This window comes from Xanthobacter sp. (genome assembly GCF_041911315.1).
GTDB classification, from domain to species: domain Bacteria; phylum Pseudomonadota; class Alphaproteobacteria; order Rhizobiales; family Xanthobacteraceae; genus Xanthobacter; species Xanthobacter aminoxidans.
This window is the reverse complement of the sequence record NZ_JAYRPE010000004.1, coordinates 65597-82498: the sequence shown is the minus strand read 5'-3', so window position 1 is coordinate 82498 and position 16902 is coordinate 65597. Positions and strand designations below refer to the sequence as shown.

The 16902-nt window shown below is 66.8% G+C and carries 15 protein-coding genes and 1 tRNA gene; 9 read left to right on the top strand and 7 right to left on the bottom strand.

Annotated elements, in window-relative coordinates; all coding sequences use genetic code 11:
- Positions 1-15 precede the first annotated feature (15 nt).
- Positions 16-150: a hypothetical protein gene (locus ACE3QW_RS01980; protein WP_280938448.1), complete on the top strand. Its 135-nt coding sequence runs from the start codon at positions 16-18 to the stop codon at positions 148-150.
- A 48-nt stretch (positions 151-198) separates the two neighbouring features.
- Here ACE3QW_RS01980 and ACE3QW_RS01975 read toward each other — a convergent pair whose 3' ends face one another.
- Genes ACE3QW_RS01975 through ACE3QW_RS01965 form a run of 3 tightly spaced genes read right to left on the bottom strand, consistent with a single transcriptional unit; the run spans position 199 to position 3104 of the window.
- Positions 199-1014, bottom strand: a complete 816-nt coding sequence (locus tag ACE3QW_RS01975) for an ABC transporter permease (RefSeq protein ID WP_374250234.1) — start codon at positions 1012-1014, stop codon at positions 199-201.
- A complete protein-coding gene (locus ACE3QW_RS01970; RefSeq protein ID WP_024279774.1) occupies positions 1011-1928 on the bottom strand; it encodes an ABC transporter permease subunit in 918 nt (305 codons plus the stop codon). The genes ACE3QW_RS01975 and ACE3QW_RS01970 overlap by 4 nt, the downstream gene beginning before the upstream one ends.
- 9 nt (positions 1929-1937) lie before the next feature.
- The gene (locus ACE3QW_RS01965) at positions 1938-3104 is read right to left on the bottom strand and encodes an ABC transporter ATP-binding protein (protein ID WP_029557851.1); all 1167 of its coding nucleotides are present in this window, start codon (positions 3102-3104) and stop codon (positions 1938-1940) included.
- Positions 3105-3347: 243 nt separating this feature from the next.
- Here ACE3QW_RS01965 and ACE3QW_RS01960 point away from each other — a divergent pair.
- A tRNA-Thr gene (locus tag ACE3QW_RS01960) sits at positions 3348-3422 on the top strand.
- A 317-nt stretch (positions 3423-3739) separates the two neighbouring features.
- Here ACE3QW_RS01960 and ACE3QW_RS01955 read toward each other — a convergent pair.
- From ACE3QW_RS01955 to ACE3QW_RS01940, 4 genes are all read right to left on the bottom strand, one after another.
- A complete protein-coding gene (locus ACE3QW_RS01955) occupies positions 3740-5710 on the bottom strand; it encodes an ABC transporter ATP-binding protein/permease (protein WP_374250233.1) in 1971 nt (656 codons plus the stop codon).
- 276 nt (positions 5711-5986) lie between these two features.
- Positions 5987-6298 (bottom strand): 2Fe-2S iron-sulfur cluster-binding protein, encoded by a 312-nt coding sequence (locus tag ACE3QW_RS01950; RefSeq protein WP_374250232.1) that lies wholly within the window; start codon positions 6296-6298, stop codon positions 5987-5989.
- 15 nt (positions 6299-6313) lie between these two features.
- Positions 6314-7351, bottom strand: a complete 1038-nt coding sequence (locus tag ACE3QW_RS01945) for an NAD(P)/FAD-dependent oxidoreductase (RefSeq protein ID WP_374250231.1) — start codon at positions 7349-7351, stop codon at positions 6314-6316.
- Positions 7348-9432, bottom strand: a complete 2085-nt coding sequence (locus ACE3QW_RS01940) for a molybdopterin-dependent oxidoreductase (RefSeq protein ID WP_374250230.1) — start codon at positions 9430-9432, stop codon at positions 7348-7350. The genes ACE3QW_RS01945 and ACE3QW_RS01940 overlap by 4 nt, the downstream gene beginning before the upstream one ends.
- A 168-nt stretch (positions 9433-9600) precedes the next feature.
- Between ACE3QW_RS01940 and ACE3QW_RS01935 the strand changes: the two genes are divergently transcribed.
- The 7 genes from ACE3QW_RS01935 (at position 9601) to ACE3QW_RS01905 (ending at position 16861) form a co-directional block, all read left to right on the top strand.
- Complete coding sequence (locus ACE3QW_RS01935; RefSeq protein ID WP_374250229.1) at positions 9601-10485, top strand: dihydrodipicolinate synthase family protein; 885 nt, start codon at positions 9601-9603, stop codon at positions 10483-10485.
- A 91-nt stretch (positions 10486-10576) separates the two neighbouring features.
- The gene (locus ACE3QW_RS01930) at positions 10577-11920 is read left to right on the top strand and encodes an ABC transporter substrate-binding protein (protein ID WP_374250228.1); all 1344 of its coding nucleotides are present in this window, start codon (positions 10577-10579) and stop codon (positions 11918-11920) included.
- Positions 11921-11943: 23 nt separating this feature from the next.
- Positions 11944-12822, top strand: a complete 879-nt coding sequence (locus ACE3QW_RS01925; protein WP_374250227.1) for a branched-chain amino acid ABC transporter permease — start codon at positions 11944-11946, stop codon at positions 12820-12822.
- Positions 12819-13769, top strand: a complete 951-nt coding sequence (locus ACE3QW_RS01920) for a branched-chain amino acid ABC transporter permease (protein ID WP_374250226.1) — start codon at positions 12819-12821, stop codon at positions 13767-13769. The genes ACE3QW_RS01925 and ACE3QW_RS01920 overlap by 4 nt, the downstream gene beginning before the upstream one ends.
- Positions 13766-14539: an ABC transporter ATP-binding protein gene (locus ACE3QW_RS01915; RefSeq protein WP_374250225.1), complete on the top strand. Its 774-nt coding sequence runs from the start codon at positions 13766-13768 to the stop codon at positions 14537-14539. Before ACE3QW_RS01920 ends, ACE3QW_RS01915 begins: the two co-directional genes overlap by 4 nt.
- Entirely contained in the window at positions 14526-15236 is a 711-nt protein-coding gene (locus ACE3QW_RS01910; RefSeq protein WP_374250224.1) for an ABC transporter ATP-binding protein, read from the top strand. Before ACE3QW_RS01915 ends, ACE3QW_RS01910 begins: the two co-directional genes overlap by 14 nt.
- A gap of 71 nt (positions 15237-15307) precedes the next feature.
- On the top strand, positions 15308-16861 hold the full coding sequence (locus tag ACE3QW_RS01905) for a PLP-dependent aminotransferase family protein (RefSeq protein WP_374250223.1): 1554 nt from the start codon (positions 15308-15310) through the stop codon (positions 16859-16861).
- Positions 16862-16902: the final 41 nt, after the last annotated feature.

The following is a 16902-nucleotide window of genomic DNA, read 5'->3' as shown; positions in this document are numbered from 1 at the left end:
CCGGGAGCATGTTGCATGGCGTCCGCCGCCTCCGTATCCGCCGACCGCAACCGTGGGATCGCGCTGCTGATGGGCGGAGCGATGCTGGCTGGCGGCCTGCTGCTCATGGTCCAGATCGTGACCGCCTTCAGCGCCTTTGCCGCCGTCTGAAGGGACAGCACCGGGAATGGGCGCGCTGCGCGCCCTCGCGATGCCTCCCTATTGCAGCGCCGCCCGCTCCTCGGCCTCACGCTGGCTCTCGGCCCGCTTGGTGACGATGGAGGCAATGATGACCACCACCGTCACGATGGCGATGAGGATGGTGCAGACCGCGTTGATCTCCGGCGTCACGCCGAGGCGCACCTGCGAATAGATGCGCATGGGCAGCGTGGTGGCGCCGGGTCCGGTGGTGAAGCTCGCAATCACCAGATCATCCAGCGACAGGGTGAAGGCCAGCATGAAGCCGGACACCACCGCCGGCAGGATGAGCGGCAGGGTGATCTTGAAGAAGGTCTGCAACGGCGGGCAGCCGAGATCCAGCGCCGCCTCCTCCAGCGTGCGATCGAAGGTGACGAGGCGCGACTGCACCACCACGGCCACGAAGCACATGGTGAAGGTGATGTGGGCGAGCAGCACGGTCCAGAAGCCACGGTCGAAATTCACCGCCACGAACAGCAGCAGCAGCGACAGGCCGGTGATGACCTCTGGCATGACGAGGGGCGCGTAGATCATGCCCGAAAACAGCGTGCGCCCGCCGAATCGCCCATAGCGGGTGAGCGCCAGCGCCGCCATGGTGCCGAGCACGGTTGCCGCCAGCGAGGAGAAGAAGGCGATGCGCAGCGTCACCCAGGCAGCATCGATGAGCTGCTCGTTCTCCAGCAACGACCAATACCACTGTGTGGAGAAGCCGGCCCACACGGTGACAAGTCTTGATGCGTTGAAAGAGTAGATCACCAACAGAATGATCGGAATGTAGAGGAAAGCGAAGCCCAGCACGATGGACGTGACGTTGAACCAGGTGAGGCCTTTTCTCATTTGCCTGCCTCCAGTTCGCGCTGCTGGATGTTCTGGTAGATCACGATGGGGATCACCAGCACGAGCAGCAGCAGCACCGCCACCGCCGAAGAGACCGTCCAGGAGCGGTTCACGGTGAACTCGGTCCAGAGCGACTTGCCGATCATCAGCGTGTCGGAGCCGCCGAGCAGATCGGGGATCACGAACTCGCCCACCGCCGGGATGAAGCACAGCAGCGCGCCGGCGGCGACGCCGGGAAGGGAGAGCGGGAAGGTGATTTTCCAGAAGGCCTTCACCGGCGGACAGCCGAGATCGGCCGCGGCTTCGAGAAGCGTGAGGTCGAGCTTCTCCAGCGCCGAATAAAGCGGCAGCACCATGAACGGCAGGTAGGAATAGACGATGCCGATATAGACCGCGAGATTGGTATTCAGGATCTCCAGCGGCGTGTCGATAACCCCCAGCGCCATCAGCCCCTGATTGAGCAGCCCCTCCGGCGAGAGGATGCCGATCCAGGCGTAGACGCGGATGAGGAACGAGGTCCAGAACGGCAGGATCACCAGCATCAGCAGCGTCGGCTGAATGGAGCGCGGCGCCCGCGCCATGGCGTAGGCGATGGGATATCCAACCAGCAGCAGCAGGATCGTCGAGATGGACGCGATGATCAGGCTGGAGCCGTAGGCGGCGAGGAATTCGTTCGAGAAATCCAGTACATAGCCGTAATTGGCGAGGGAGAGCTGCGACAGGAAGTCGGTCAGGCCCGAAAGGCCATTGGAGAGATCGAGCTGGGGCGCATAGGGCGGCTGGGCCACCACGTCCTGCGACAGCGAGATCTTGAAGACGATGAGGAAGGGCGCCAGGAACAGCGCCAGAAGCCACAGATAGGGAACCGCGATCACGAACCAGCGGCCCCGTCCCTTTTCTCCCGCCATGGCCATGACTGCCTCCTAACGGGTCAGAAGGACGCCGGCGTCGGGATCAAACGTGACCCACACCTTGTCCTCCCAGGAAATGGGCCGCGCCACCCGGCGCGACAGGTTCGGCTGGGACACCTTGAGGCGCTGACCGCAGGCGAGCTCCACGTGATAGATGGAGAGATCGCCCAGATAGCCGATGTCCCAGATTTCCCCGGCGAAGACGTTCTCCGTCCCCTCAGGCGGCGGATCGAGCGAAATGCGCAGCTTCTCCGGCCGGATGGCGATGCAGGCCTTGCCGCCGGGTCCGGCCTCGCAGGGATGCGCCACGGTCAGCGGCGACGGCGTCACTTCGGAGGTGAGGCGCGTGGTCTCGCCCTCGCAGGCGGTCACGGTCGATTCGATCAGGTTCACCTCGCCGATGAAGTCGGCGATGTAGCGCGTGGCCGGCTGCTCGTAGATTTCCGCCGGGGGGGCCACCTGCACCAGCACGCCGTGATTCATCACCGCGATGCGGTCGGCCACGGTCATGGCCTCTTCCTGATCGTGGGTCACGATCAGGAAGGTCATGCCGAGGGACATCTGCAGGTCCATCAGCTCGAACTGGGTCTCCTCGCGCAGCTTCTTGTCGAGAGCGCCGAGCGGCTCGTCGAGCAGCAGCACCTTGGGGCGCTTGGCGAGCGAACGGGCGAGCGCGACGCGCTGGCGCTGGCCGCCGGAAAGCTGGTGCGGCTTGCGCTTGGCGAACTGCTCAAGCTTCACCAGTTCCAGCATCTCGGCAACGCGGGCGTCGATGTCGGCCTTCGGCATCTTGTCCTGCTTCAGGCCGAAGGCGATGTTGTCCGCCACGTTCATGTGCGGGAACAGCGCGTAGGACTGGAACATCATGTTCACCGGCCGCCGGTAAGGCGGCACCCCCGCGAGATCTTCACCCGCGAGCGTCAGGCGGCCGGAGGTCGGTTCCTCGAAGCCGGCGAGCATCCGCATGAGGGTGGTCTTGCCGCAGCCCGAGGGGCCGAGCAGGGCGAAGAACTCCCGCTCATAGATGTCGAGGCTGACATTGTTGACCGCAGTGAAATCGCCGAACCGCTTGACGACATTCTCGAAGCGGATGAGCGGCGTCTGGGTTGGATCCTTCCATGGGGCAAACGTGCGCCGGACGGCGCCGATGGTTTCCTTGCGCGCCTTGTCCGCTGCCATGACTTCCCCCATCCAGGCCTCGTAGCTGGAGGCTAGCTGCGCAGAAGGAAACGCTCAAGCCGCAAGCAGGCGCATTTTTTCAGCGCCCGTAGCCTGCCGAGCGCCCAACCGTGTCAGCCCGGCATGTCATCCACTGCCATCGGCGCCGAGCCCCTTGCACCGCAGCGCCGCATGTACTAGAGGAGCGCTCCTGACGACGGCACACCCGTCTCCGCGGTCCCCTCCTGGTGCGGCCGCCGGCACGCTGCGGTAGCTCAGTGGTAGAGCACTCCCTTGGTAAGGGAGAGGTCGAGAGTTCAATCCTCTCTCGCAGCACCATCCTATGGCGTTGCAGGCGCTAGAAACCCTCGCGAATCCTCACCTCTTGTCCAAGCTCCGTCCAACGATTGTCCAAAATCGGGGCGGCCATGGCTGCAAAGACCCCATATGTGCAGCAACGGGGCACCGCTTTTTCGTACGCATCGGAGTGCCGAAGGAGCTTCGGGAGATCGTCAGCAAGCGAGCTTCAAGGGGCCCTGGGCGCCAGACATGGCCATCCTAAGGCGTGTCGCACGGACTTGGCGTTAGTCAGTGGTGCAACTCGTTGCACCACGACGCGGACGATCAGGCCGACAACGCCCCGTGATCTCGGGCGACTAGGCTTGGCTCGATGGCCGACGCCGCCGCAGCAATTGCCCCAATAGCCGCGGCTTCCCCTTTCGCGGAATAAGGTCGATGTCAGTCACCAGCTTCGCCCCGCCCTTGCGCCGCTCCAGCACGATCTTGCGGCTGTGGAAGGCCTCCAGCTCGGCGCGGTGGGCGACGCTGACGATTGTCGCGTCCGGCAGCTCGGTGGTCACAAGCTCCATCATCCTGTCCTGGCTCTTGTCGTCGAGGGCGGAAGTGGCCTCGTCGAGTACGATGATGTCGGGGCGATGCAGCAGCAGGCGCGCGAAGGCCAGGCGCTGCTTCTCGCCACCGGACAGCGTCTGGTCCCAGGGGGCCTCCTCCTCGATCTTCTCTTTCAGATGCTCAAGCCCGACCGCCTGGAGCGCGGCGCAGATCTCCTCGGCCGACCAGTCCTCGGCCCCGCCCGGATAGGCCGCCGCCCGCCGCAGGGTGCCCGATGGCACATAGGGCTTCTGGGGCAGCATGAAGAGGCGCGCATCGGGATGGAAATTGATGCTGCCGCCGCCCCAGGGCCACAGCCCCGCGATGGCCCTGACCAGCGTGCTCTTGCCGCTTCCGGAAGCACCCGAAACGAACAGCCGCTCCCCCGGCTCGATCACTACCTCGGCCTGCTCCACCACCGCCGTGCCGTCATCCAGCGACACGGAAAGGTCGTTCAGGGTAAGCATGGCCTGCCCATCCGTCTCGCCCCGCTGGATGCGCCCCACGCCATCGCCGTTCTCTGCGCGCTCCAGCGCGTCGAGCGACATCATCAGCGAGGCGATGCGGCGTGCGCAGGCGTTCCAGTCGGCAAGCCGGGGATAGTTGTCGACCAGCCAGCCGAAGGCCGTCTGCACGATGGTGAAGGCGGAGGCGGCCTGCATCACCTCGCCGAGGGACATCTGGCCTTCAAGAAATTTCGGCGCGCACAGCAGCAGCGGCACGACCGGAGCGATGAGGCTGGATCCTTGCGACACGAGCGTCGTGCGCATGTATTGGCCGGCGAGGCGCGACCATTGCCGGAGGACGCCGGAGAAGGTGGAATTGATACCATCCCGCTCCTCCTGCTCTCCGCCCAGCAAGGCGATGCTTTCGCCATTCTCGCGAACGCGGGTTAGCACATAGCGGTAGTCGGCCTCCGACTGGTTCTTCTCCTCCGACACTTCCACGAAGCGCCGCCCGATGAACAGGATCGATCCGGACGCGATGAGGGCATAGATCACGGCTGCCACGACGAGGAAGCCGGGAATGGTGATGTCCGTGCCGCCCAACGTCACGGTCAGCGCGCCGCCGATGGTCCACAGCACGACGATGAAGGTGGCCGCAGAGAGGAACGCCGATGTCACGCCGGCGAGGAAGTCCACGGGGGCTTCGGTCGCCACCCTCAGATCCTCGGCGATGCGGTATTCCGGGTTCTTGTGATCGCCGCTGACCAGATTGAGCTGATAGTAGCGCCCCCCCGTCAGCCATCGTGAGACGACCGCATTGGTCAGCCACGCGCGCCAGCGCCGCTGCATGCCCATGCGCGCATAGACCTGGGCGACGCCCAGCGCCACGCTGCCCACGGCCAGCGGGAAAAAGACAGCGGTGAGGAAGAAGACGGTGGAGGCGTCTCGCTTCTCGATGCCGTCGAAGATCGACCGGTTCCAGACGTTGATGGCGTACTGAAACCCCACGTTGGTAACGATCAGCAACAGAAGGCCGATGGTGAAGACCCAGGCCAGCTTGTCGCCCTTGGCGCCCCAGTATCCGCGCGCGCTGATCCAGAAGCGCTTCAGCAGATACGATTTGCGGAGCCGTTCGACCTCTTCCGAGGAGAGGGAGGGGTCAGGCTCGATGGCCTCGGGCGGAGGCGGCTCGACCACCTTTCCGTTCTCCGCGATCACGCTGTCCAGTTCGGACTCTGCGGTCGCATCTGGCTTTTCGGTCGGTCGAGCGGGGGCTTCGGCGGTCGTCATGGCGCGATAACTCGCCGAGATTTCGAATGTTCCTGAGACGCCCCAGCTTACGCAGCGTGAATATTGAGAACGGTATCCAACTCATGGCGAGCAGTCTCCCCCCGCCCAATAAGCGTGTTGGGCACGCCTCCGGCGACCCGGGAGAACATGCCGCCGGGATCGATCTCTCCCGTTCCTATTGACGCCCGTCTGCAGCCACTGTTTTGGCTGTGAGTGGCGCTGCCCTGTTCGGCGCGTCTTCAGCGGGTCGAACGCTTCGCGGGAAAGATCCCCGTGTCAGACATGCGGCATGGCGAGTTCCAGGCCGTCCAGTTCCGGCCCCACGCGCAACTGGCAGGAAAGACGCGATCCGGCGCGCGTGTTGAAGGCGCAGTCCAGCATGTCCGCCTCCGCGTCCTCAGGTTCGGGGAGGCGCGCGATCCAGGCGGCATCCACCCACACGTGGCAGGACGCGCAGGCCGCTGAGCCCTCGCACTCTCCTGCGATGCCGATGCCGAGCGGGCGCAGCGCCTCCATGACGGAGAGGCCGTCCTGCGCCTCCACGTCGTGGCGGCTGCCGTCGCGGGCGGTGACGATGAGGCGTGTCATGGGCCGAAGGATTCCTCAGACGTTTGCAGCGCGCGCGGCCGGGTCGCCACGGCTGGTGGAATGCTCGAAGTGGCGCACCGCGGCAGGGCGCAGCAGGGCGAGCGTGCTGTGGGCGGCCCGAGCGGCCTCCGCGAAGCCGGTGAGGATCAGCTTCAGCTTGCCGGGATAGTCGGCGACGTCCCCTACGGCGAATACGCCGGGGCGCATGGTCTCCATGCTGGCGGGAGCCACCGGGACGCCGGCGGTACCCGCGGCGATGCCGAAGCCGGCGAGCGCCGAGAGATCCTTGGCGAGGCCGTAGAAGCACAGGAGCGCATCGGCCGCCACCTCTTCCTGTCCACCCGCGCCGTCGGCGAGCCGCACGGCCTCGATCCGCGCGCCGGTTCCAGACACGCCCGCAAGGGTACGGGGCGCGCAGATGCGGATGCGCCCCTCCTGCACGAGGCGCTCGATCGCGGCGAGCGTCGCAGGCGCCGCCCGGAAGACGGGCCGCCGATGCACAAGCACCACCTGAGCGGCGATGCCGGCGAGGATCACCGCCCAATCGGCTGCCGAGTCTCCGCCGCCCGCGATCACCACCATCCGGCCGCGAAACCGCGCGGGGTCGTCCACCGCATAGAAAAGGCTGGTCCCCTCGAAGGCCGCAAGATTGGGGATCGGCGGACGGTTGGGGCCAAACGCCCCGGCGCCCGCCGCCACCACCACGGCGCGGGCGCCCACCTCGCTTCCGTCGGAGAGGGCGATGCGGAACTGTTCCTCCTCCTGCCTGAGGCCGATGGCGCGGCGGCCGAGGAGATAGAGGGGGTCATAGGGCGCCGCCTGTCCCACCAGATCGGCGACCAGCGCGCCCGCCGTCACGGAGGGCCGGCCGGGAATGTCATAGATGGGCTTTTCCGGGTAGAGCGCCGCGCACTGGCCGCCGGGCACGTCGAGCGCGTCCACCACCAGGGCGTCGAGCCCCGCCTGGCCGAGGGCGAAGAGGGTGAACAAGCCCACTGGCCCCGCGCCGATGACCGCCACGTCCCGCACGGCGGCCATCCGCAATGGGCTCATTCTGCGGCCTCCGCGCGTATCAGGCGCGCCTCCGTACCGTGGACGGTGGTGCTCTCGGCGATGTCGCTCTTGTGGCCCGGCACCAAGGCGTTGACGTTGGCATCGCCCGGCGAGAGGCTCGGCCAGCGGCCCTTGTGCATCAGGACGACGCCCGGAAGGGTGCGGTCCGAGATGGCGACCGTGACCGGCACGCGGCCCTCGCCGTTGGCAAGCACCACCTGATCGCCCTCCGTGAGGCCTTCGCGCGCCGCGTCGTCCGGATGGAGCGCCACGGTCGGCGGTCCGAGCCGGCGCCGGATCACTGGATCATTGCCGTAGCTCGAGTTCATCTGCCATTGGGAGGCGGGGGAAAGGATGCGCATCCTGCCATCCGCGGGCGGCGCGTCGACGTGGGCCATGGGCAGGCGCGGCAGGCCGAGGGCGACCGCCTGCCCGCTCGCAAGCTCAATTCGTCCCGACGGCGTACCGAAGGCGAGGCCTTCGAACTGCACCTTCGGCTCGGGGAAGACGGTGGCCGTACCCACGGCGGCCAAGTCGGCGAAGGTGCCTTCAAAGGGCGTCTGGGCGAGGAGCCGCGCGATGAGGTCGGCATCGGTCTCGAACAGCTCCGGCTCGGCAAAGCCCATAGCCGCCGCGAGCCGGCGGAAAATTTCCGAATTCGGCAGCGCCGTGCCGGGGGGATCGCCCGCCTTCACCTGCGCCGAGACGGTGAGGTCAAAATAGGACAGCACCAGGTCGTCGCACTCGAGAAAGCTCGCCGCCGGCAGCACGATGTCTGCATAGGCGGTGGTGTCGGTGTGAAACAGGTCCACCGCCACGTGGAACAGGTCCTCGCGCTTCAGTGCCCGGCGCAGGCGGGCCTGCTCCGGCGAGGAGGCGGCGGGGTTGTTGTTCCAGTTCACGAAGGCACGGGCGCGCCGCGGATCCTCCAGCGTGGCCGCGAGGTCCATGTGGCTTATGGCGGGCGGCATGTTCGTCGCAAGCTCGGGGCAGGTCAGCGTCGCCATGTCGATGCCGCGCCCGCCGGGGCCGTTCATGTAGAGAAACCCGGCGCCGGGCTTGCCGAGATTGCCGGAGAACGCCACCAGCGCCGCCAGCGCACGGAAGGCGTTGCCGCCATACGGCTGGCGCTGCACGCCCTGCCCGAGCCACAGGAGCGAGGGGCCCGCTCCATAGGCGCGCGCGGCCTCCTCGATCAGCTCCGCGGGCACACCGCAGAGCGTCGCCGCGCGCTCGGGGCTCATGGCGGCGATGGTTGGGGCAAGGTCTTCCGCCCCCAGAACGTGGGAGCCCAGGAAATCCCGGTCGTCGAGCCCGTCGCGCCGCAGCACATGGATGAAGGCGAAGGCGAGCGCCGCATCGCTGCCGGGCCGCAGTTGCAGATGCAGGTCCGCGGCGCGCGCCGTGTCGTGGGCGACGGGATCGACGACGATGACGCGCGTGCCCGCGGCCTGCGCATCCGCGAGCCAGCCCTTGTTCTGGTGCGGCGCCGAGAAGGAAGGGTTGGCGCCCCATACGAGTATGGTGCGGGCATCGCGCGCGGTGCGCGGGTCGAAGCCTTCTAGGGAGTTGCCGAAGGTCATTTCCAGCGCGACATGCCCCGCCTTGTTGCAGACGGTGTCGGGATCGACCTCCGTGGCACCGAGGCGGTTGAAGAAGCGGATGGGATACCAGCCGCCCACCAGCCCCACCGTGCCGGTGTAATGGGTATGGAGGATCGTGCGGGCCTCGCCTTCCGCGCTGAGCGTGCCGAAACGCTCGGCGATCAGTGACAGCGCCTCGTCCCAGCCGATGGGCTCGAACGTCCCTTCGCCCTTGGCCCCCACGCGCTTGAGCGGCGTCGCCAGCCTGAAATCCGGCGCGCGCCAGCTGCCGTTGTAGGCGATGGCGCACTTGCCGCAGAGGGCGCCCCGGGTGACGGCGTGGTCGGGATCTCCGAGAACCTTCCGGATCATGCCGTCGCGGCGGCCCACGACGATCCCGCAGGCGTCGTAGCAGTCCCTCGGGCAAGTGGTCTTGATGAAGTCCGCGTCCGCCATGGCGCTGGTCGGCCTCGTTCTGGTGAAGGGAAGAGCGGTCACGGCCGCCCACATCGGCCGGCTCGCATGGAAAACTTATGCGAAGGGCCTCCCGCCCCGAAGCCCTCCCTGAGCTGGTCCTATCGATTTTTCCCAAAGCGGAACCATCGCACGCCTTGTGAACCGGACATCCCGGGCTCAGGCTTCATAGTGAAGACGGGGAGCCGAGGCATGACCAGAATGAATATCGAGGGTGTTGTTCTGTTTTCAGTGACGCCGGTCGCGGCGGATGGCTCCATCGACTACTCACGGTGGAAGAAACATCTTGATGATGCACTCGCGGCCGGCATCCACAGCGTCACCCTGTTCGGAAGCACGGGCGCGAACGGCTACTTCACCGAAGCCGAGAAGATGAAGGCGCTGGAAGAGGTCGCCACGCATCTGGGCGGCCGGGTGCCGGTGATGACGGGCATCGGTGCCATGACCACGGCGGAAAGCGTCCGCCTTGCAAAGCACGCGGCCGACCATGGCGCGGATGCGGTGCTGGTGGTGCCGCTCAACTACTGGAAGCCGACCGAGCGGGAGATCGTCACCCATTACGAGACGGTCGCCGCGGCCAGCGATCTGCCCCTGTGGCTCTACAACAACCCGCCGCTCGCCGGCATCGACCTCACCTCGACGCTGGTGAAGACGCTCTCCTCCATCCCGACGCTGGTGGGCATGAAGGACTCCTCCGGCGACCTGTCGCGCGCCTTCATGGTGCCCAAGATCACCGGCGGAAAGGTCCAGGTGGGCATCGGCCAGGATACGCTCATCCTGGAGCCGGCGCTGGCCATCGCGCCGGCTTGGTTCACCGGTCTTGCCAACATTTGTCCGGCCGAGTGCGTCGCCTTCTGGAACGCAGCCAAGGCCGGCGACGTGGCGGCGGCCTATGCCGCCGCAGCCCGTCTCTTTCCCCTGAGCGAGATCGGCAGTCGTTACGGCATCATCCGCGTCGCCCATGAGGGGTTGGCGCTGATGGGCAAGAGCGCGGGGTATCCGCGCCCGCCGCTTCTGCCGCTGGAAGCTGCGGCCGCCGCCGAGGTGAAGGCGGCTCTCGATGCGTTGGCCGCCTGAGGCGGACCGCAAGGCCATTCATAGGCAAGGCCCATTCATAAAAGCATAGAGCGCCAAAGGCGCCGCTTCTCCAAACCTTCCGGAGATCGACATGGACCCGAAATCAGGTATGGACCCGAAATCAGGTATGGACCCGAAATCAGGTATGGACCCGAAATCAGGTATCGACCGTCGTGGTGTCCTCAAGGGCATGGCGGGGCTGGCGGCGGGAAGCGCCGTCGGCGCCTTTCCCATGCCCGCCCTCGCCCAGAATACGCCGTTGAAGGTCGGCATCATCGCGCCACGCGCCGGCACAGCGGCCTACATCGGCGCCAACGGCCTGCGCGCGGTGGAGTGGAGCACCGAGAAGATCAACGCGTCCGGCGGCATCGCCGGCCGCAAGGTCGAGCTGGTGGTGGAGGAGGAGACCAACGCCAAGGAGACGCTGGAGCGGGCGCGGCGCCTCGTGCTCCAGGAAAAAGTGGACTGCATCCAGGGCGGCTATTCCACGGGCGTGACCCTGCCCATGGCGCCGACGCTGGAGGACATGCAGGTTCTCACCATCTTCTGGGACGGCACCACCCAGGACGGCGTGAAGGAGACCATGCCGTCGCCGAAATACGTGTTCAAGAGCACCGACAACGAGTGCGAAGCGGTGATGGCCTCGCTGATCGCGCTCAAGCATCTGAAGGGCCAGTTCAAGCGCATCGCCGCCATCAGCCCGGACTATACCTACGGGCGCAACGTGTGGACTGCCTTCAAGGCGCTCAACAAGAAGTTCGGCATCGACGCCGAGGTGGTTTCGGAGCAGTGGTCGAGCTTCAGCCAGCTGGACTTCACCGCCAACGTGGCGGCGCTGAAGGCGGCCAAGCCCGATCTCATCTATTGCGTGCTGGGCAATGCGGACCTGCCCATCTTCATGCGCGCGGCCACCAGCGCCGGCCTCACGGATACCGCCCGCATGGTGCTGGTGCAGGCCGGCCACCAGCACGGCCAGCTGAAGAAGCCCTTCACGCCGGTCGGCACGCTGCTGTGCTACAATACCATGTACTTCGCGCGGCCCAATCCCTCTGCGGCGCAGAAGGAATTCGTCGAATACTACATGGACAAGTACAAGGACTATCCCCACTGGGAAAGCGACCGCGCCTTCTTCGCCATGAACGTCTACAAGGCGGGCGTGGAGAAGGCGATGGCCGCGAAAGGCGGGTCCTGGCCGAAGCCGGAGGAGATCGCCCAGGCGATCGAGGGCATCAAGGTGGAATCGTTCGGCGGGCCGGCCGGAATGCGCAAGGATCACATCGCCGAGGAGATGTTCTACGGCGGCTTCGCGACCCACGACAATCCCTATGACGTGTGCACCCTGAAGGACACCTACAGCTACGACGCCTCCGTGCTCCAGAAGCCGCCGGGCGCCGATTTCTGGGGCTGGCTCGAAACGGCCAATTTCCCGGTCTGACCGGCCGGGAGCAAAGACGCGACATGGCCACGGTCGACCTTCTGTTCGCCGCGCTGTTCAACGCTGCGGTCCTGTTCCTCGTCACGGCGGGACTGCAGCTCATCTTCGGTGTCCAGCGCATCGTCAATCTGACCGCCGGCTCGCTCTATGCCCTCGGGGCCTATTTCGGAGCCTCGGTGTTCGAGTGGTTCTCGGCGCAGGGCGGCTCTCCCGTCCTGCTCCTGCCGGTGCTCATCCTGTCCGGCCTCCTGGCGGGACAGGTGGGCTTCGTGATCGAGCGGGTGCTGCGCACGGTCTACGGCCGCGACGAAGCCTTCCAGCTGCTCATGACGTTCGCCTTCGTGCTGATGTTCCAGGATGTCCTGCGCTACGTCTGGGGCGCTCAGCCGCGGCTGCTCGGCGATCTGCCATCGGTCTACGGCACACTCGTGGTCGGCGAATTCACCTTCCCGGTCTACAACCTGCTGGTGATGGCGAGCGCGCTGGTGGTGGCCGGCCTGCTCTACTGGCTCATCGAACGCACAAGTCTCGGCCACGTGGTGCGGGCCACCGCCGAGAACGGCCGCATGGCGGAGGCGCTGGGCGCCAACACCCGCCGCATCAACATGCTCGTGTTCGTGCTCGGCTCCATGCTCGGCACGGTCGGCGGCGCGCTTGTCATTCCCACCACGGCGGCCTCGCTGGAAATGCCCATCGCGCTCATCGTCGAAGCCTTCGCGGTGGTGGTGATCGGTGGGCTGGGCAGCATCCGCGGCGCCTTCCTCGGGGCCATCATCGTCGGCGTGCTCAGGGCGCTCTCGCTCACCTATTTCCCGGAGCTGGAGGTGATGTCCATCTATCTTGTGGTGATCGTCGTCCTCGTGGCGCGACCCTACGGACTGTTCGGGAAGGCCGAGGCATGAAGACCATCGTCGCCTTCCTCGCCGTGCTCGCGGCCTTCGTCGCCGCCCCGTTCGCGCTGGGGCCCTACTACACCACACTCATCATCCCCATCCTCGCCTACGCCATCGCTTTGACCGGCCTCAACCTCCTGTTCGGCTACGGCGGGCTCTTGTCCTTCGGCCACGCCATGTTCCTCGCCATCGGCGCCTATGCGAGCGCCGTGATGGGGGCGAAGCTCGGGGTTCGCGCATTCGAGGCGCAGCTCATCGTGGCGATGCTCGTGAGCGGCACGGTGGCGGCCCTCATCGGCCTCCTGTGCCTGCGCTATACGACCATCTTCTTCTCCATGCTGACGCTCGCCTTCGGCATGATCTTCCATTCCTTCCTGTTCAAGTTCTACGACCTGACCGGCGGAGAATCCGGCATCTCCGTGCCGCGCCCCAGCCTGTTCGGCGCCAGCTTCGCCTCCATGAGCAAGACCGCCTTCCTGGTGGGGCCGTTCTACTGGTACGCGCTCGGGCTGTTCTCGGTCATGTTCCTCCTCATGGCGCTGATCGTCTCCTCACCCCTCGGGCTCGCGCTCAAGGCGGGGCGGGACAACGAGCGCAAGACGTCGTTTCTCGGGGTACCGGTGTTCAAGGTGCGCTACGTGGCGTTCATCCTGTCCGGCATCTATTGCGCGGTCGGCGGCGCGGTGCTGGCGGTCAGCATCGGTGCCGCCGATCCGGAGCTGTCCTACTGGACGCAGTCCGGCAACATGATCTTCATCATCATCCTCGGAGGGCTCGGGCAATTGTTCGGCCCGATCGTCGGGGCCGTGTCCTTCACCCTGCTGCAGGACACGCTGATGGCCAATACAGAGTACTGGCGCTTTGCCCTCGGCGCGATTCTCGCGCTCATCATCATCTTCGCCCCGCGCGGTATTCTCGGCCTCATCACGCTCGCACTGGAATGGAGGCGGCGATGACCGAGATGCTGCTGCGCGCGTTGAACATCACCAAGCGCTACGGTGCCTTCACCGCGCTCGCGGGGGTGTCGTTCGATATCTCGAAGGGGGAGGTGGTGGCGGTGGTCGGCCCCAATGGCGCCGGCAAGACCACGCTGGTGAACACGCTCTCCGGGCTGTTCATGCCCGACGAGGGCGGCGTGATGTTCGAGGGGCGCCCGGTGGCGGGGCTCGGGGCCAGCGCGCTCGCGTTGCGTGGGCTGGCCCGCTCCTTCCAGCTCGTCACCATCTATCCGAGTTTCACCGTGGCCGAGATGATCTCGGTCGGCGCCTTCGCCCGCGCCGGGCAGACCTTTCGCCTGCTCCGGCCGGCGGCCACCTGCCGGCGCGAGCAGGCGCAGGTCCGCGAGGTGGCGGCGGCCTTCGGCCTGGAGCACCGGCTTGAAACCACCTGCTCCGCCCTTTCCCAGGGCGAGAAGAAGCTGGTGGACATCGCAAGCGCGCTCACCCTGCGCCCGCGCCTGATGCTGCTGGACGAGCCGACCAGCGGCATCTCCAGCGCCGACAAGGACCGCATCATGGAGACCCTGCTCGCGGCGGCCCAGCGGCTCGGCGTCGAGAGCCTCGTCCTTGTGGAGCACGACATGGAATTGATCGCGCGCTACGCCACCCGGGTGATCGGCCTGAAGGCCGGCAGTCTCGTCGCCGACATGCCACCTGATGCCTTCTTCCGGGACCCGGCGGTGATCGAGACCCTCGTCGGCAAGGTGCCTCACAATGCTCTCGGTTGAACGCCTCAGCGTCGACATCGCCGGAACGTCGATCCTGCGCGCCATCTCGCTGGACGTGGCGGCCGGTGAGATCGTCTGCCTGGTCGGCCGCAACGGGGCCGGCAAGACAACGTTGCTCCGCGCACTCATGGGGCAGCTCGCGCCCCGCGCCGGCACCGTCCTGTGGCACGGGAAGGCGCTGGCCGGGCTTCCGCCGCACGAGGTCGCCCGGCGCGGCATCGGCTTCTCTCCCGAGGAGAGCGAGGTGTTCGCAAGCCTCTCCGTGGCCCAGAACATCGCCTTCGGCACCTGGACGCGGCCATCGCGGGAGCGTCCTGCGGCCGATCGCATCGCCTTCGCCTATGAGGTCTTTCCCAAGCTCCTCACCTACATGGCGCGCGGCGGTGCCGAACTCTCCGGCGGCGAGCGCAAGATGGTGTCCATCGCCCGCGCGCTGGCCCTCGATCCGGATCTGCTGCTGCTTGACGAGCCATTCGAGGGCCTCTCGCCCGCCATCATTCCCACCATCGCCGCCGGCATCGCCTCCATCCGCGCCTCGGGCCGGGCGGTCCTGATGGCGGAATCCAACGTCCAGCATATTCCCGACTATGTTTCGCGCATCTATGTGATCGAGCGGGGGGAGATCATCTTCCACGGCAGCCTGGAGGCGGCGCGGGCGGATCCCCTGGTCCGGCAGGTGGCTTCGGGCCTCGCCTGACGGGGATCTGGAGGCATTGGATGGCACGTGAATTGCTTTGCTCACCCTTGGGGCAAGGATCGAGCAGGCACATGATTCCACTGCATCTGGACCCGGCCGCGGGCGTCACGCTCCAGGAGCAGGTCTACGACCAGGTCCGCGCGGCCATTCTCGCCCGCACCCTGCCGCCGGGGGCGGCACTGCATTCGACCCGGGAACTGGCCCGCACGCTCAAGGTGTCGCGCAACACCATCGTGCTTGCGTTCGAGCGCCTCGCCAAGGAAGGCTACCTGGTGATGCGCCCGGGCGCCGGCACCTTCGTGTGCGAGGTGCTGCCGGAAGCCTGCGTCGGCCTGTCGGGATCGCCCAATCCTGAGGCATCGAGCCCCTCGCCGCGCCGGCCCGAGCCCACAGTCGTGCACCCGCCGGTGCTGCTGCGTGCAGCGCCGCTGCGCATGGTGCAGACCGGCCCCACTCGCATGCAGGTGGATTTCTGGTACGGCAGCGCCAACAGCCGGAATTTTCCGATCCGTGAATGGCGGCAATTGCTGCTGGAGAACCTTTCGCGCGCGTCCGGCAACCTGTCCGGGTACGGTCCGCCGGAAGGCGCGATCGAGCTGCGCCGCGCCATCGCCAGCCATGTCTCGGCAAACCGCGCCATTCCGGCCGAGCCGGATCAGGTCATCATCACTGCTGGCGCGCAGGAGGGCTTCAACCTCATCAGCCGCCTGTTCGTGCAGCCGGGAGTGAAGATCGCGATCGAGGACCCCTGCTATGCCGGCGCGGCGCATGTCTTCTCCAGCTTCGGCGGCGCGCTGGTGCCGGTTCCGGTAGATGCGCAGGGCCTGTGCACGGAGTATCTGGCGGGCTGCGGCGCATCGCTCGCCTACGTCACGCCCTCCCACCAGTTCCCCACCGGCGTCACCATGTCGTTCGGGCGCCGCCGCGAGCTTCTGGCCTGGGCCCGCAGCAGCGGCGCCTATGTGGTGGAGGACGATTACGACAGCGACTTCCGATATGACGGTGCCCCGCTCGCCGCGCTGGCGGGCCTCGATGCCAACACCTCGGTGATCTATCTCGGCACCTTCTCCAAGTCCGTCGGCGCCGGCATCCGCACCGGCTACATGGTGGTTCCGAAGCAGCTGGTCGGTCCCGTGCGGCAGGCCAAGAGCCTCGCCAACTACGGCCATCCCTGGCTCGACCAGATCGTGCTCGCGGACTTCATCGACCAGGGCCGCTTCGCCCGGCACGTGCGGCGCATCCGCCAGACCTACAGCGAGGCGCGCCAAGCGTTGGTGGAAAGCCTGAACAGCCATTTCGGGCCCACGCGCATCTCCGGTGCCGATGCCGGCATGCACGTGATGTGGACGCTGCCGGACCACCTCCCGCCGGTGCGCGAGGTGGCGCGGATCGCGGCCGACGCGGGCGTGGGGATCTACACGCTGGAGGCGGCGGGCGCCCACGAGATCGTCCCGTTCCGCTATCCCCGCGCCGTGGTGCTGGGATATGCGGCGCTGACGCCGGAGGCGATCCGCAAGGGCATCGCCCGGCTTGCATCCGCCTTGTCCCGGGAGGGCGTTGACCTCTCCCCCCGCTTCGTGCGGCAGCGGCCGAGCGTACTGGCGGCACCGGGACCGCAGCGATAGCGCGTCAAAGCTCCTCCCGCCCGTCCAGACGGTGACCGGGT

Excerpts from the sequence above, each read along its gene's own strand:
- ACE3QW_RS01945 (WP_374250231.1), bottom strand. The coding sequence starts at position 7,351 with ATGAGCCCATTGCGGATGGCCGCCGTGCGGGACGTGGCGGTCATCGGC.
- ACE3QW_RS01915 (WP_374250225.1), top strand. The coding sequence starts at position 13,766 with ATGACCGAGATGCTGCTGCGCGCGTTGAACATCACCAAGCGCTACGGT.
- ACE3QW_RS01930 (WP_374250228.1), top strand. The coding sequence starts at position 10,577 with ATGGACCCGAAATCAGGTATGGACCCGAAATCAGGTATGGACCCGAAA.
- ACE3QW_RS01920 (WP_374250226.1), top strand. The coding sequence starts at position 12,819 with ATGAAGACCATCGTCGCCTTCCTCGCCGTGCTCGCGGCCTTCGTCGCC.
- ACE3QW_RS01975 (WP_374250234.1), bottom strand. The coding sequence starts at position 1,014 with ATGAGAAAAGGCCTCACCTGGTTCAACGTCACGTCCATCGTGCTGGGC.
- ACE3QW_RS01905 (WP_374250223.1), top strand. The coding sequence starts at position 15,308 with ATGATTCCACTGCATCTGGACCCGGCCGCGGGCGTCACGCTCCAGGAG.
- ACE3QW_RS01910 (WP_374250224.1), top strand. The coding sequence starts at position 14,526 with ATGCTCTCGGTTGAACGCCTCAGCGTCGACATCGCCGGAACGTCGATC.
- ACE3QW_RS01970 (WP_024279774.1), bottom strand. The coding sequence starts at position 1,928 with ATGGCCATGGCGGGAGAAAAGGGACGGGGCCGCTGGTTCGTGATCGCG.
- ACE3QW_RS01925 (WP_374250227.1), top strand. The coding sequence starts at position 11,944 with ATGGCCACGGTCGACCTTCTGTTCGCCGCGCTGTTCAACGCTGCGGTC.
- ACE3QW_RS01950 (WP_374250232.1), bottom strand. The coding sequence starts at position 6,298 with ATGACACGCCTCATCGTCACCGCCCGCGACGGCAGCCGCCACGACGTG.
- ACE3QW_RS01980 (WP_280938448.1), top strand. The coding sequence starts at position 16 with ATGGCGTCCGCCGCCTCCGTATCCGCCGACCGCAACCGTGGGATCGCG.
- ACE3QW_RS01965 (WP_029557851.1), bottom strand. The coding sequence starts at position 3,104 with ATGGCAGCGGACAAGGCGCGCAAGGAAACCATCGGCGCCGTCCGGCGC.
- ACE3QW_RS01955 (WP_374250233.1), bottom strand. The coding sequence starts at position 5,710 with ATGACGACCGCCGAAGCCCCCGCTCGACCGACCGAAAAGCCAGATGCG.
- ACE3QW_RS01935 (WP_374250229.1), top strand. The coding sequence starts at position 9,601 with ATGACCAGAATGAATATCGAGGGTGTTGTTCTGTTTTCAGTGACGCCG.